13 protein-coding genes are annotated in these 15147 nt (G+C 44.7%); 1 reads left to right on the top strand and 12 read right to left on the bottom strand.

From position 1 onward, the window contains the following. Positions 1 to 4 precede the first annotated feature (4 nt). Complete coding sequence (locus tag MHH49_RS11010) at positions 5 to 775, bottom strand: DODA-type extradiol aromatic ring-opening family dioxygenase (RefSeq protein ID WP_076105075.1); 771 nt, start codon at positions 773 to 775, stop codon at positions 5 to 7. Continuing rightward, on the bottom strand, positions 772 to 1425 hold the full coding sequence (locus MHH49_RS11005; RefSeq protein WP_341138126.1) for an alpha/beta hydrolase: 654 nt from the start codon (positions 1423 to 1425) through the stop codon (positions 772 to 774). Before MHH49_RS11005 ends, MHH49_RS11010 begins: the two co-directional genes overlap by 4 nt. 143 nt (positions 1426 to 1568) lie before the next feature. Between MHH49_RS11005 and MHH49_RS11000 the strand changes: the two genes are divergently transcribed. Further along, positions 1569 to 2120, top strand: coding sequence for a helix-turn-helix domain-containing protein (locus MHH49_RS11000; protein WP_036682170.1), 552 nt, complete (start codon positions 1569 to 1571; stop codon positions 2118 to 2120). Between the two features lie 6 nt (positions 2121 to 2126). Here MHH49_RS11000 and MHH49_RS10995 read toward each other — a convergent pair whose 3' ends face one another. The 10 genes from MHH49_RS10995 to MHH49_RS10950 all read right to left on the bottom strand — a co-directional run bounded on the left by MHH49_RS10995 (position 2127) and on the right by MHH49_RS10950 (position 15117). Next, on the bottom strand, positions 2127 to 2978 hold the full coding sequence (locus MHH49_RS10995) for a diguanylate cyclase domain-containing protein (protein ID WP_036682174.1): 852 nt from the start codon (positions 2976 to 2978) through the stop codon (positions 2127 to 2129). Beyond that, a complete protein-coding gene (locus tag MHH49_RS10990; protein ID WP_341138125.1) occupies positions 2968 to 5064 on the bottom strand; it encodes a cellulose biosynthesis cyclic di-GMP-binding regulatory protein BcsB in 2097 nt (698 codons plus the stop codon). The genes MHH49_RS10995 and MHH49_RS10990 overlap by 11 nt, the downstream gene beginning before the upstream one ends. Positions 5065 to 5116: 52 nt before the next feature. Further along, positions 5117 to 6367, bottom strand: coding sequence for a glycosyltransferase family 2 protein (locus MHH49_RS10985; protein ID WP_036682179.1), 1251 nt, complete (start codon positions 6365 to 6367; stop codon positions 5117 to 5119). A gap of 28 nt (positions 6368 to 6395) precedes the next feature. Then, on the bottom strand, positions 6396 to 7946 hold the full coding sequence (locus tag MHH49_RS10980) for a hypothetical protein (RefSeq protein WP_341138124.1): 1551 nt from the start codon (positions 7944 to 7946) through the stop codon (positions 6396 to 6398). Then, entirely contained in the window at positions 7943 to 9496 is a 1554-nt protein-coding gene (gene wsfD / locus MHH49_RS10975) for a glycan biosynthesis hexose transferase WsfD (protein WP_076274852.1), read from the bottom strand. Before wsfD ends, MHH49_RS10980 begins: the two co-directional genes overlap by 4 nt. A gap of 31 nt (positions 9497 to 9527) precedes the next feature. Next, positions 9528 to 10682, bottom strand: a complete 1155-nt coding sequence (locus MHH49_RS10970; RefSeq protein ID WP_341138123.1) for a glycosyl hydrolase family 8 — start codon at positions 10680 to 10682, stop codon at positions 9528 to 9530. 169 nt (positions 10683 to 10851) lie between these two features. After that, complete coding sequence (locus MHH49_RS10965) at positions 10852 to 12897, bottom strand: catalase (RefSeq protein ID WP_076274853.1); 2046 nt, start codon at positions 12895 to 12897, stop codon at positions 10852 to 10854. 136 nt (positions 12898 to 13033) lie between these two features. Continuing rightward, a complete protein-coding gene (locus tag MHH49_RS10960) occupies positions 13034 to 14047 on the bottom strand; it encodes a potassium channel protein (RefSeq protein ID WP_036682185.1) in 1014 nt (337 codons plus the stop codon). 87 nt (positions 14048 to 14134) lie between these two features. Beyond that, complete coding sequence (locus tag MHH49_RS10955; protein WP_038573772.1) at positions 14135 to 14527, bottom strand: DUF350 domain-containing protein; 393 nt, start codon at positions 14525 to 14527, stop codon at positions 14135 to 14137. Then, a complete protein-coding gene (locus MHH49_RS10950; RefSeq protein WP_232061559.1) occupies positions 14524 to 15117 on the bottom strand; it encodes a hypothetical protein in 594 nt (197 codons plus the stop codon). The genes MHH49_RS10955 and MHH49_RS10950 overlap by 4 nt, the downstream gene beginning before the upstream one ends. Positions 15118 to 15147 lie beyond the last annotated feature (30 nt).

Below are 15147 nucleotides of genomic sequence, written 5' to 3'. Positions count from 1 at the left end.
CTTCTTAATTAAACTCCCAACAGCTAAGACTTAAATTGCCATACTGATAACTTCGGTGCAGCAGCTTCGCTTCTTTCCCTTTATCGCCAGCTCCCATAGCTATTATCAGAGGGATAAAGTGCTCATTAGTCGGCACTGCATCAATACCATAGGGAGCAAGCTCCTGATAGCTAAATAGTGACTCTGTATCCCAAGCTTCCACCCTGTGCTGCAGCCAGTCATCGAATGTCTCCGCCCATTTCTCGACGTTCTCCATTCCCCACTTCACGCTACGCAAATTATGGACGGTTCCACCACTGCCAATAATCATAATATCCTGCTCACGCAGCTCAGATAAAGCCTTACCCATTAAATATTGCTGTTCATTGGACAGCTCTCGATTAACTGACAAAGACACGACAGGAATATCTGCATTCGGATAGATTAATTTAAGAATAGCCCAAGCTCCGTGATCTAGTCCACGCTCTGTATTTAATTTGCTGACAATCCCATTCTTGTGGAACAGAGACATAATTTGCTGTGCAACCTCATTGTCTCCTTTGGCAGGATAAGTCATTCGATACATCTCATCTGGGAAGCCATAGAAATCATAGATGGTGTCGAAAGTCTCCATAACTCCAACCGACTGTGTGTGTTCTTCAAAATGTGCAGAAAATAGAACAATCGCTTTAGGTTTGACATTCCTCTCAGCGAGCTCCCCAAGAAATTTCGTATATGCATTGTTATCAAGTACCAGAGAAGGAGCACCGTGGGCAATAAAGTAAGAAGGTATCATAATTTATCACTCCCTAAGTTCTGCAGTAACCAAGCGATCAGGTCATGCTGATTCTGCGGTAATACACCATGATCCGAAGGATAAGTTTTAAAGGTTAATAATGGGGTTAGACCTTCGAAATAAGCGGCTGTTTCTGTCCCCACTGAAATTGGAAATACAGAATCATATTCACCATGCGAGATGAATACCGATACCTCCTGCACACTCTTCAGCTCATAATCTGTCTTCACAAACCCCGGAACATAACCGTTCAGCGCCACAATTCCCCGAAGCGAATTCCCCATTGTAAGAGCGAGTGTCATGGACAAAATGGCTCCTTGACTGAAGCCAAGCAGATAACGGTGTTTAGCATCTATAGGATATTTGTCGGTGGCGTATTCGATAAACTGCTGCAATTGCGATACAGCCTGATCAAACTGCTCACGGATGGGATGACCTAGACTTTTGAGATCATAATATTGAAATCCAGCCCCTAAAATCATATTTCCCCGAATCCCGATAATAATAAACTCTTCAGACAAGGGCTCGACAAGTCCGAACATATTCTTCTCATTGGAACCTTTGCCATGCAAGGTGAAGATAACCGGATAAACCCGATTCACATCGTAGCCGGAAGGTAGACTGACATCATATATATAAGGTGCCTTCATACTAAACACTCCTTCAAAATATTTGTAATACAAAAATAATATTTGTAAGGATAATATTATAAACCTCTGGCTAGTATGTCAATTAATAATTTGTTAATATAAAAATATATTTGCTATTACTAATATTAAAAGGGGCTTTACTTATGAATATAGGTTCAAACATTCGTACAATCCGTAAAAGAAAACATATAACGATTGCCCAAATCTGTGAAACTACTGGCCTGTCACAAGGTTTTATGAGCCAAGTTGAGACTAATAAGACCTCTCCTTCGATCGCTACCCTTAGCCTGATTGCTGATGCGCTGAACGTTCCGTTGGCTTATTTGCTGTTAAAAAAGGAAGAGCGGATGCAGGTGGTACGCTCCAAGGAGCGGCAAATCACCAGCAGTGGAAGTGATCGACTGCAAGTTGAACATTTAAGCTCGGCAGGTGGTGTACGAATGGTGCTTGTCCATTTCCCTCCGGGTACTTCTACGGGTGAAACTCCGCAGGCGCACGAAGGCAAAGAGGTCCATTTAGTGATAAAAGGTGAGGTTTATGCGGAGCAAGGTGAAGATTTCGGGATGTTCCAAGCGGGGGATTCCTTTAGCTGGAATGCCTGTGTGCCACATCTGGTCATAAATAAAGGCGATGAGCCGGCAAGCGTGCTCATCGCCATCCATACAGAGGCTGATAGTGAAACTGTTGATTTTTAAGCTGGCCTACACGTCGTACTCCAGCTGTTTTTTGGCCTGAACAATGAAATCCAGCGGATTCTCAATCGTGCCGGCTTGGTATTCGACCGCCCCAATCTTAAGACCCAGGCTGACCTTATATTTTCTGGAGAAATTATTGTCATTCAACTCCTGAAGCTTGAGCTTAATCCGCTCGATCACAATCTTCGCCCCATCGCTGTCCGTGAACAGCAGCAGGCCCCATGTTGCTTCATCCTTATCTAGCAGATAGAGTGCATCATTGGTACGAATACTCGCCTGACTAAGCTGAGACACATCATAGATAGCTTCTGCCAGCTGATCTTCAGGAATGATCCGTCTGATCTCTTTCCAATACTTCACCTTCACCACTAGCAGGGTGAGCGGAATCTGATAGCGGGTCGAAATGCTTGTAAATAATGTAGCATCCGTCTGAAAAGAAATACTGTTCCGCAAATTTGTGTTTTCATCGACGATAGCCATATTGGCAGTCTTTTTGCGTAGCTGCTCATTCTCCACCTGCAAATCACGGCTGCTTAAAGTGAATACCCATAGAACGACCGTTAATAGCGGAGTCATAATTAACCAGAAATAAGTATTCAGGCTAATCGTCTCCCCTAGCGTTATCGTCTGGTACATCGTGTAGAATCCGTAAGCAAAGATAAACACCAGATTCAAGACCAGCCCTGCAGTGACCGTTGTAAAATACGTAACAATGGCCAGAATAAAAGCCACCGTTAAAATGATAATATTCTGGAGGTAATCATCCGGCGCCCCGGCAATGAAGACGATACAGAGGAACGATAACACCAGGAATGATAAGAGAGCGATGTCCGACACTAAGCTGCGATTACGTCTCACGCTTATCACCACGTTTCTTCATGTGTTTGCGAAGCAGCAGGATCAGCGATAGAACCACCAGCGTTAGAACCAGTAAAATCACAATGATAAAACTGAGCACATCCGACCGTTCCATTATTTTTTGGGCCACAGAGTCCTCGGCTGCTCCAGTGATCGTTTTGAAACGATGTGCGCTGACATTACCGTCTTTATCAACGATTGCACCATCGCCAAACACCTTCCACTTGTCCCGTTCTGTAGCGAGCAGCTTCGATCCTAAGTAATACTCTTCCGAGCTGACTCCCGTAACCGCGAGCAATGCACGTCCCGCCTCAAATGGGGAATCAATCAGCTGCAGTGTTCCGATTCGTGCGCCGTATTGCTCTTCAATACTCATTTTCTCATTGGAGCGAATTGTGGTTCCATCTCCGTTATATTGAAAATAAAGCTTAGCATTCTGATCACGGATCACCTTATTATTCTTATAAGCACCAATAACGATGATATTATTATTTTTCAAATGATCGGTGCTGACGGTATCGGTATAGAACTGGATATTCCCTATATTTCCGCTGGCATATTTACCAAGCAGATTAAAGATATTCGATACACTTAAATAGGCGTAATCATCCATTTGTTCGGGCAGTACAACCGCCACATGATTATAGATCCCATCGCGGATGAACGGATATGGATAGTTATTAAATAAGAGATCTGTGCGATCCTTCGTATTCAGCTGCATTACAGAATCTTTACTGATATAAGCCCACGGCATTTGATCCCGATCGATAATACATCTGGCTCCTTCGATCTCCAAATCAAAAGCCACTGTCACCGAGAAATTTCCGGATATATTCAAGTTCTGAGGCACCGAGAGATTAAGAATATCGCCATTCGCCAGTTCCTTGGTCAGCTTCTTACTGCCAATCGGAGTATTATTGATGCTCACGGTAACCAATGAACGAGTAAAATCCAAATTCTGTGCATAACGGAAATCCAGGCTGATTTTACCGGAATCGGCAATCGAGCGGTTCGCTGGCAATGAAATAAAATACGTCTGCTCCTGATGATGTGCCCCGGTCAGTTTATCACCTGTTTCAGTGAACGTGATGTTAGAGCTAATCGAAAGCGCAGGTGCTGACACTTCTGTAGCATCCGTTACTGTTTTCAGATCACTAGTGATCTGCCCGATCAGCTCTGGATTAGCAATCAAACGACCCGCTTTAATCAGCAAGTTCTCATCCTTCGAGGTTACAACCAAGGTGGGCTGGGTATCCTTATTCACTAGCTGGAGCAACGCGTGCGTACCCAAATCTTCAGTGGAGCTTAGCTGAGCTTTCAGCCCGCTTGGTACTCTGTCATACATAGCTACCAGTACAACTGCGGCCTTATTCTGCACAGTGTCTGCCCGGTAGGGAAGCAAGGGAATAGTCTTATCATTTAACGTAATCCCCTTAACAAACCCGGAGAGCGCATAAGTGGCTGCTTCCATTTCTGCCGCCGTGCTTTTGTCCGGTACAGTCAGAATACTCTGATTCTTCGTTAAGGTATCTATCCCGGCGAATCGCTCGCTGAAGTCACTGATCCCTCCACTCAAGGGCTTTGCGGTATAAATCACGTTAACACTGGACGTATTGAACAGATGCAGCCAATTATCCGACGTTTCATCGACCGAACAAAAGAGGTCATCTTGACGATCTGTCTTTAAATAGCCCTGAATGCCCAGCGTATTCGTCCCTTTTTTCAGAAACCCCTTGGGCGCCGCAAGGGTCAACAGCTGTTCGCCGTTGTCTTGTAGTGACGGACGAAACGTATAGAACGGGCTGCCGTTTAGCGTTAAGGTAACACTAGAAATCTGCTCTTCGGTAATTTGTGAAATTTGAAAATGCAGTTTGATCTTTACTTGATCCACATTCCAATAATCCAGAACCTCAAAATATTGCTGCTGGGCACTCGAACCTGTTAAGGACGAGTCTGTTCCCGTGAATGAGGTTGTATAAGTAGACTTATGATCCTGTGGCAACGTCTCTGCGGCAGCAGGATGGATTGGAATTAAGAAAAGGGAGAGGCAGGTTAACAGTATAACCAGCTGTTTTTTTATCTTCATGTTCTGTTTCTCCTGTGATTACATTTTTCTCATATGACTTTTTGGTGCCTCGTTAGTAGCGCTCCGTCTTATACCATTTGGCTTCTCTTTTGAAGATGAGGTCTTTCAGGTATAGATATAATCCGTTAGCCGCGACAACCATCCACAGCTGGCAATAAGACACATACATCAACATTACAATCCCTAGATTGGACAAGCTCATCTCGCCCTTTTCTGTTGTTAGCGTAATGAAGGTCCCCACAACGAATAAAATAATAGCGAGCAGCCATAAGAAATTACTAAGACCTGCAATAGTAGTATGCACATAACCCAAAGCATGCAGGATCAGCAGCACATCCGAGGTGATTAACGACAGCAGCAACAAGAAGTAAATGGATAGAAAATAAAGAATATCGAACCGCACCTTTGCGGCCGATTTATTGAACAGCAGCGGGATATTTTTGACAATGACATAAATATTGCCCTTCGCCCAGCGGGTTCGCTGCTTGAACCAGACCTTCAGGGTCTGTGGTTCCTGCTCCCACGTGACGGATTTGGGCTGGAACTTGATTTGGTAACCCATCATATAAATCCGGAAGCTGATTTCTGTATCCTCGGCTATCGCTTTGACATCCCAGCCACCGATGCTTTCCACAATAGACCTGCGCATAATGAAATTTGTTCCCGGAATAGTGCAAAGCTTGAACAGCTTCCAGCGCCCCGCTTGAGCCATCCATTGAAAGGATAAGGTCTCAATATTAATGAACCGGGTCAGTAAACTTGCATCACGATTACGGGTCCGGAACTTCCCAATCACCGCACCGAGGCTGGAATCATGCATGATCTCAGCAACCAGATAACGCAAAGCTGTTTTCTCCGGAGTATTGTCGGCATCATAAATGGCGATTAGCTCCCCTTTACAGCTGGTAAAGCCTATATTCAAGGCATTGGATTTGCCTTTGCCTCCTGTAACTGCATCCGTATTAATGACTACCAGCTGACGCCCCGGATTTCGGGATTGTATGCCCGCAAGCAGCTCAGCACTGTTATCAGAGGAATTATCATTAATCACAATAATCTCATACCGATCTTGCGGATAATCCAGCGCCAGCAGAGATTCAACCGTCTTACAAATCACTACCCCCTCATTGTGAGCGGGAACCATAATTGAAACAAAAGGATATTCACCCTCTATCTCTGGTATGTCCTCATTTTCGGATTTAATGTAATATAGATAGCCCGCGATAATGAGGGTCACATTCACCAGCAGCAGAGACCAAATACAGATCACCGCAATCACCATCAGCACGTCTGAAATCGTCATAGGGTCCTCCAAATCACGATTAGTTGTCTCATTTCAAAAACTTTCTGCGATATAACCGGTATCCGATCATCAACAATCCGCCAAACAGCAGCAGAGAAATCATGATCACAACAATAAAAAATTGATTCTGAATATTAAAAAGTCGGGTGAAGCTCTTTTGCTGCTCCTCTGTGTAGCGATAATCGCTATCTACTGTTTCCGGTGTATAGTCCAGGCTTAGAGGTTGTCCATTAATAGAAATCATTCCATCTAGTGAGGAGATTGTGTTCTGATCAGTAACGACCTGGTGCTCTTCTTGCTTATAATCGGCAAAAAAAACCCAATTCCGTTCCAGACTTTGCAGCATTTCTTCAAGCTGACGCTCATCCTCGGGCATGTCGACGGTGATTACAGTATCCATCGGCAATTGCGGTATCACTTTATTGGATGTAGGCAAAGCCTGAAGAAATTCCAACGGAACGCTATATAAAGAGGATGGAAAGGATCTTGAGGTGTCGCTCTGCTCCATATAATCAATCTGTTCATCCGGATATAACACCACGGAATCAAAAAAGCTCATCCCCGCTTCTGAATACTCCTTGTCATACGACCAATGCATTTCCGCCCCGACTCCAAGCGGCCCAAGCCCGTTTTCGGCCAACAGATTGATGAAATCATTCATCTTTCCTTTAAGCGTATGGTCACTGGAGCTTATCGTTGGCATCACCACTGGGGCATTGACCAGAATGCTTCCATTGCTGGATTGCACACTTTTCATGGCCACTAAATAACGCTGCATGGCGGGATAATCGGTATTGCTGAACACAGGCCGCACACTTGCAAGAAACGGAATCCCCAGTTGATACAGCCGCTCACCCGTTTCTGCCAGCAGTCGCAGATCGGAGAAAGGATAGATTTCTTTGATCGCAAGGTACATTTTAGGAGCAGCAGTGATATGGAGCCAATCCTTCAGAACATATGCCATCCCCAGCGTACTGACATTCCCTTGTTCAAAATATGGGGCATATGTATCATTCCCCTTACTCACAGCGTACGGTGCTTGCAGACCCTCCTCCGCAAAAGAGAGTTTCCCAAAGGATTTGAACGCCTGACTCGCTGCAATATAAGGCATATCCTGCACCTTAGCTTGAATTCCGGAGAACTGTCCAATTTCGAGCTCAGCACTCCCGTCATAGATCACATCAGTGGTTAGCTGTAACGCCTTCATTAGACTAGCAGGTGGGTTGTACCCAATATGCAAATACTGCCCCTGATAATGCTCCCAATCCTCTATATAGGATTTATTCGTGATCGAAATATCCGCTTCGTTACGGACCATGATCACTCTGGAGTAATTTTTCAGCATCCCCTGCTCGTATTGATCTAGGCTTCGAAGTGTAACCTTTGTCGAGTAAGCTGCCAGCAGACGTTGAAGTTCAGTCACATTTCCATCCTTAGCGGTCCCCTTGGCAAGGCTGTCATAGAGCAGTAAGACTTGTTGTGGCGATGCAGCAGATTGAACAGGAGTGGCGGGAAGCAATAGGATGGTTAAGCTCAGCGTCAGCAGCAATATACAGTATAAGATCCCTCTGCGCTTCAAACACTCACATCCTTTTGAGACTTTGTATATGGACTAGAAGTGGTGGAACTCTCGTTAACCGGCTTTTTACGATTTTTGGAGAATCTGCGTCCGATCACACTAGATACTGTCAGAAAGGTCACCAAATCAAAAGATAAAGTGAACAAGAATTCATGCTTGGAAATGTCGGCATCACCAGCACCGATAATCGATACAAAAATGCCTGAAAGACCAATGCCTATCGTAGCGACAATCAATACCATCCGCTGCAATCCTCTAAAATTACGTGCCTTAATGGCTGTTACGAAGGAAGGCATATACAGACCGATGACAAGCACTGTCCAAAGGAAGATAAAACCTATCGTTCGTGGTGCCAAAGCCTTTTTCAGCTGACTGTATCCAGTAAAAAAGTGACTCTGTGCTCGAAATTCCTTCCCAACGGATTGCTCGTAATTGCCCATCGCCGCTGGTTTGATCGAGAATGCACTTTGAGCAGCTACATTAAGAATCGAGTTAAGCTGATCCGGATTCGATATATAGTATTTAAGGATCGAAACAAATCCGTAACGACTGTAAAAGTTCTCTTGGAGGATCGGTGAATTCACATCAATAGTTCCGTATTTCTCGTAGTAAATGCTATTCTTCAAGATGGCATATTGTTCATTAATATCGAATGACTTCAGTGCCTTCTCCGGATCGGAGGAATCCTTCAGCACCCCGCGGGTCATGGCATGGAACTGGTTAATATTCACGAACTCATCCGAGATATTCAAATAGGTGAACACACCCGCGAACAGGATCAAAGCAAGGGAAACCATTGTCAGAATGCGAAATATTTTATCCCTGCGAATCCAAAGGAGCGAACACCCCAGAACCGCAATGATTATACCCACTGGCGCATTTTGCTGCTTGGAAGTAGTCAGGATGATCGTACTGATCAAGAACAGGGCCAGCAGCACATAGTCATTGTATCTTTTTTGATATAACAACAACCAAGCTGCGAACATAGTAATCATCGTGATCATCACGACGCTCTCGCCGTAAAAGGAGTTGAAATAAGCGGTATACCCGGTATCTCCAAATATAAAAATAGCAATACCTGCAGTGACCCATCCCTGCTTGCGGGTCATCCCCCATGTAACAGCCTCTATTAATAAGTAGATCGCCGCAACATATAAAATCGTATAAATGACTGCTTGAAACCGGATATCGAAAACCTCGCTGCTAAAAAACAGCTTATTAAGTCCAATGGCCAGCTTGATAAATAGGGACTGCGAAGAAAATAATGTCGCGCCATTCTCATTAAAATATTGAAAGATTCCATATTGCTTTACAAAATAACCAAAGTATTGCTCGTCATAATCCGGCAGATTGAAATAAATTCCGTTACTATAGATGCTGCGAAAAAAATCACCATTATCCGCCATTCCGACATACGGGGCGGTAAATAAGGCTATGATGGTTATAAGCAACACTCCAACAGCAGTGATAAAAGCCGGGGACAATGGCAACGGTAGGTTAGCGAGTGTCATCCCCTGCCTCAGAGGTGATTTCACCGTGTTGTTTATCATGCAGATTCACCTTCGTTACTATAGGTTTAAATTAATAGACATAGGCCAATGATGCCATCAGATTATCAAAGGAATAGGCTTGGCCACTAGCTACATCGCCGAAGCCTCCATACAGTGAGCTGCCGGCATCGGTTATTCTGAACTCGTTCATTCTTTCAATGCTTTTGCGATAGAGTGCATCGTCTCCGATCTCGGCACCAATCATAGCCGTAATAGCGTAAATGGCTGTTGAGCGAATATCGTTAAGCGGCTTTCCCTCACGCGAATATTGTCCATATAATGTGCCAGCTTCGACCTGCTGCTTGATATAATCAATGCTGGAGGATTTCTGCTGGTCTACCTCTGCCAAAGCCAGAATAGACAGTAGCGATTCTACTGTATTGATATTCTCCGAAGTATAGGTTCCACTCTCATAATTAAACCTTGTTTCATAGAAGGGAAACTCATCTGATAAATATCCATCTTTCAGTATAACGCTCATATTATTCAACAAAAATTCACGAGATTCTCCAGAAACCGACAATTTTCGCATTGTACCTAAATCAATATAACATAAAGTAACGAATGTGTTGGTTTTTTTGTAATTTTCATCATAGAAGTCATACATATATCCATTTTTTACATTATAGTTATAAAATCTTTCACCATACTTATCCGCTTCCTCTGTATAGTGTTTATCCCTAAACGTATCCCCCGCTTCATAAAGCGCACGAATGATACGTAAGTCATCAACGGCAGCATTCACAGGATATAATTTCTGCTGTTTAGGGCTATATCGGTAGCTAAAACCGCCCTTCATATCAAAGGTTTGCTTAGCCAGCGCCCATTCTTCTGCAAATCGCTCTTTCTCACCATTCCGTACGGCTGCCAGCATCCTCAGAGAGGCAGACTCACTTAGAATCTCATGGCCGCTTGCCGCTTCCCCGGATTGCTCTGTTTCAATTAAATTCGTATAAACACCGGACGAGCCGGTAAGCTTCGTAACAATAAATTGCTCTAAAGCATCCAATTCCTGTGAATGGTCCCCCACATCATTATTAGCCGAACCCGTAGGATTCGGTGGCTCTGTTGTATGAACATTCGCGGAGGGCGAGGGTGTTGATGCCGGCGTTGCTGTTTGCTCGCATGCTGTTAATGCTGTAAAACCTATAAGTACCACTACAGCAACAGCTATCTCTTTCCTCAAAAAATCACCTCCCTAAGCATCTGCTTATATTGCCTAGTATTATCTATAACGGTAATATACATCACATACTTAATCCAAATGTTAAATTTATGAAACTATTAGATGAAAAAAAGAGGCATCCACACGCCTTCTGACGAGCAGACCCCTCTTTTTCTATCATCTATTTACTTTATTCCATACGTTCCCAAAAACGATGGGCAGAAATGGCCGCAACGAAGCTAGCCGCAAAAACTTCCCCACCATCGCCTATTACGACGCCCGGACTGCTTCTGTGTTCATCTGTTGCAAGCAGCTCAGCAAGTGTTGTGGTCATCGCGATGGGTTTAAAATGTGCATATGCTTGGTTGAGGAATAGCGCTGCATCTTTATGGAATTTCTTGCGCTCTGCATTTCCACCAGCCGCATAAATCGCATCGAAGAGCACCGAATCTGTAGTGGATAAGGTGTGGATGACTTCAAGCTCTGTGCCGTTTGAGCCTTTAATAAATCCAAGCTTATCACTGATTAGCTCCGGTTGAATCCCAGCTCCCATAAGCGTGTCCAATACAGGCATTACCGCAGCTTCATCAAAACCATCCCCGATAATCACGCCTACTTTCCGCGTGTTGGGATGTTTTTTCGTATTAGCTTGACTTAAGGCTGGGGAAGCTTGAGTGACCTCAGAACCGCCAACTTCTGGAGCCGCTATTCCAATGGCTTCTGCCACAGGTACAGCAAGCTCGGAGGTAATGTTAGCAAGCATATTTACGACCTGCTGTCGGACCGACTTACTCTTAACCTTTCCAAGCTCAAAAGAATAAGCTTCGATAATATGCAATTGTTCCGGAGGGCTCATACTATTCCAGAATAACTTGGCTTGTGAAAAATGATCCTCAAAGCTTTTACTCCGGCTCCGTACCTTACGGCCCTCAATCTTTTCTTGATAATGCACATAACCGCCTTCAGCCTCTGGGACAGGTCTCGGTGTATTTTGGGCCAGAGAATTATTATGATAACTCACAGTGCCCTGATTAATCGTCTGCCGCCCATATCCGTCACGCTGGTTGTTGTGGAAAGGACACACCGGTCTATTAATCGGCAATTCATGAAAGTTAGGACCCCCAAGCCGAATCAGCTGTGTATCCGTATAAGAGAATAGTCTGCCCTGAAGTAGGGGGTCATTGGTGAAATCAATACCAGGCACTACATGTCCAGGGTGGAAAGCCACCTGCTCCGTTTCGGCAAAAACATTATCCACGTTGCGGTTCAAGGTCATTTTCCCAACGATCTGCACGGGCACGTCTTCCTCTGGCCATAGCTTTGTAGGGTCCAACACGTCGAAATCAAACTTGAATTCATCTTCTTCACTAAGAAGCTGAATGCCCAGCTCGTATTCCGGAAAGTTGCCAGCTTCAATCGATTCCCATAAATCACGTCGGTGAAAGTCAGGGTCCGCTCCTGATATTTTCTGTGCTTCGTCCCACACCAAAGAGTGTACACCAAGCACTGGTTTCCAATGGAATTTAACAAAATGTGCTTTCCCCTGCTCATTGATCAGACGGAAGGTATGAACCCCAAACCCTTCCATCATCCGGAAGCTTCGCGGAATGGCGCGGTCAGACATCAGCCACATCGCCATATGGGCCGATTCCTGGTTATTGGCGATGAAATCCCAGAAGGTATCATGGGCTGATGCCGCCTGAGGCATTTCATTATGCGGCTCCGGCTTAAGCGCATGCACTAGATCAGGGAACTTAATCGCATCCTGTATAAAAAAGACCGGCATATTATTGCCTACCAAATCATAATTGCCTTCTTCGGTATAAAATTTGGTCGAGAAGCCCCGGGCATCCCGCACAGTTTCGGCTGAACCCCGTGATCCTGCTACCGTTGAGAACCGGACAAACACCGGGGTCTTTACGGACGGATCTTGAAGGAATTTCGCCTTCGTATATTCTTTCAACGATTTATATACTTCAAACTCCCCGTGGGCGGCAAATCCGCGTGCATGCACGATCCGCTCAGGAATCCGCTCGTGATCGAAATGGGTCATTTTTTCCCGAAAATGAAAATCCTCCAGCAAGGTTGGCCCCCGGTCACCGGCTTTTAGGGAGAACTCATCCTCGGACACTTTCAATCCCTGATTGGTTGTTAAAGCGTGACCTTCGTCCTTACTGCGAAACTGTTCCAGTTGCTCATTTTTGCTATTTCCGTTCACTTTTTGCTGTTCACTCATTAACAATGGCTCCTTCCGAAAGGTAGAGTAACGATAATATTCATCTCTTACCCTTAAGGAAGGAACGGCAAACAAAAAGAAGCGGAATTCCGAGAAGCCCTTCTCCCGAAAATCCGCTTACTCGCTTATCTCTGACCTAACCTTTAATTCTCCGGTACGTCTCTTCATCCGAAACAATATATAATCTAGCCTCTTTAGGAATAGGCTGGCCCAGCTTGCGATTGATGCTAAGGTCACTACGATCCGAGAGTAAAGTTGCACCTTGAAGGAGCAATTCCTGAAACGCCTGCCCATAGGTCTTCCATGCACTATTCACTGGAATCTCATAAATATCATCCCCATACTGGCGGCTCAGCAGCTGCGTAATCACCTCTGAATTCCCCTCTTGTAGAGCGGATCGGACAGCCAATCTAGAAATGGCATCATGCGACAGAACGAATTCATTGACCTGAACATGCCTGAAATTCTGTATATTCTTCTCCTGCATAATTTCTACGGTAGTATGTACTTGTGGCGCTATGCGCTCAATGCTGGAGGCGATAAGCAGAGACTTCCCGTCAATTAGCGATGCTTCATCAATCCGTGTGTCTCCGAACACAATGGCTGCCCGGGCTTCGTGTATGTTAGCTTTAAGGAGAATCTCATCGCTGGAAGCATCACCGCTTACAAAGTGGACCTGTTCCATATGCTCCAGCGGATGCCGTCCTATCTCATCAATGATGACGATATGACATTTAGGTGAATAGCATAACACCTCATCTACCGCAGCTTGCGCTTTCTTACTCCAATTGATTAATATCACATGATCCTTTCCCCGGAAGCTCAATGTTCCTGCTCCTCTCCTTCTCTGCACTTCTGCAATAGAGTCAATGACCTTGCCAATAACCAAGCTCAGAAGACCAATCCCAAAAATATACAGAAACATGGTGAATAGCTTACCCACTACAGTCTCTGTAAAATAATCCCCATACCCAACGGTTGCCATCGTTGTCATGACCCAATAGAAGGCATTAAACCAGTTGTGGAATGTACTCGGTTCAAGCAGGTAAGCTATCGATGCGCTAAGAATTATAAAGATCAAAATAATCAAACCGATCGACCGTTTGCGTAAACGCATCATCCTGGTGGATATTCTCAGAAAAAAATGCATCTGCCATCCCTTCCTCACATTAATAAAGCTGCCTCTCGAGGTTATTACTGAGGGCAGCCTTATCCATGTCCATCTGCGATTTTTGAACTAAACAATCAAACTGCTGACTGCAAACGCTGTGCCGATAAACACCAAGCAGAGCATAGTGCCTACTGCCACATTGCCTTTTTCCAGATGTTCTGAAATTTTAAAGCTTGGTGTCGCCAATTCAAAAATCCAGTAAGCAGCGATGAGGCACACATAACCGACAGCAAACCAAATGATCATATGCAGAATAGAGGTATTCGTATACGCCGCTACTCCAATGATAATTGCTGTGGCGAGAAATTTGCCGCCAAGCGCTAGAGCTACAGCCACATTCCCTTTTTTCAGCTCTTCCATATCCTTGAACGGGGTCATCAAGCCAAAGATAACCATACCCAACAATTGCAGAAGAATAATCACAAATATACTGACTATCAAATTAACAACAATCGTCACTTTGCCCACCCCCGAAATTTCGCATATGCCGAGTCATAATCGGCGAAATCATGTACTTCCTCAAGGACTACGGAAGCGGTCTTTTCTTTCTCTAATGCTGCATAACGCTCATCGTCTATCGGCTGCTTGATCCGGTTGCCGGAAGGCAGCTCAAGGACGGCAAAGTTTCTTGTCTTCTCATTATATTTTGTCTTGTATACTCCTACAAGATCAACATCCGTAGTTACCGATACCTTAAGGTTGGTAAGGTCCTCTACTGCTGTTTTTTCATCGGGATACGATTTAATGGTCGTCCAGGAAGATAGGCGGACTTCATTGCGTTGGTCAGCATCTGTGATCAGCTCAGCGTCCATGAACTGCAATGTCCATATTTTATCGCCAGTAGCATAATTCTCATCATTCGGCAGCAGCTCATTATCCGGCAACACCGTCATATCGCTGCCAATTAGATCGCCTACAGTACTCTCCACAACCCGGTAATCCCAAGGTACCCGTGCAACACTGTCAGAAGTTTCGGCAGTGCCTGAATCAAACACACTCCCCTGATTACTGGAACATGCACTAAGCAGCAGCACCGTTAGAAGCATCATACATAAAGCGCCGATCCGGGCCTTTACTAA

It is taken from the genome of Paenibacillus sp. FSL F4-0122 (assembly GCF_038002845.1).
Lineage (GTDB): Bacteria > Bacillota > Bacilli > Paenibacillales > Paenibacillaceae > Paenibacillus_AQ > Paenibacillus_AQ odorifer.
Note: the sequence above shows the minus strand (reverse complement) of the source record. Positions and strands in the feature narration are given on the sequence as shown.

Bases quoted from the DNA above. Each gene is read 5' to 3' on its own strand.
- MHH49_RS10960 (WP_036682185.1), bottom strand. From the start codon at position 14,047: ATGCATTTTTTTCTGAGAATATCCACCAGGATGATGCGTTTACGCAAA.
- MHH49_RS11005 (WP_341138126.1), bottom strand. From the start codon at position 1,425: ATGAAGGCACCTTATATATATGATGTCAGTCTACCTTCCGGCTACGAT.
- MHH49_RS11000 (WP_036682170.1), top strand. From the start codon at position 1,569: ATGAATATAGGTTCAAACATTCGTACAATCCGTAAAAGAAAACATATA.
- MHH49_RS10985 (WP_036682179.1), bottom strand. From the start codon at position 6,367: ATGACGATTTCAGACGTGCTGATGGTGATTGCGGTGATCTGTATTTGG.
- MHH49_RS11010 (WP_076105075.1), bottom strand. From the start codon at position 775: ATGATACCTTCTTACTTTATTGCCCACGGTGCTCCTTCTCTGGTACTT.
- MHH49_RS10965 (WP_076274853.1), bottom strand. From the start codon at position 12,897: ATGAGTGAACAGCAAAAAGTGAACGGAAATAGCAAAAATGAGCAACTG.
- MHH49_RS10950 (WP_232061559.1), bottom strand. From the start codon at position 15,117: ATGATGCTTCTAACGGTGCTGCTGCTTAGTGCATGTTCCAGTAATCAG.
- wsfD (WP_076274852.1), bottom strand. From the start codon at position 9,496: ATGATAAACAACACGGTGAAATCACCTCTGAGGCAGGGGATGACACTC.
- MHH49_RS10990 (WP_341138125.1), bottom strand. From the start codon at position 5,064: ATGAAGATAAAAAAACAGCTGGTTATACTGTTAACCTGCCTCTCCCTT.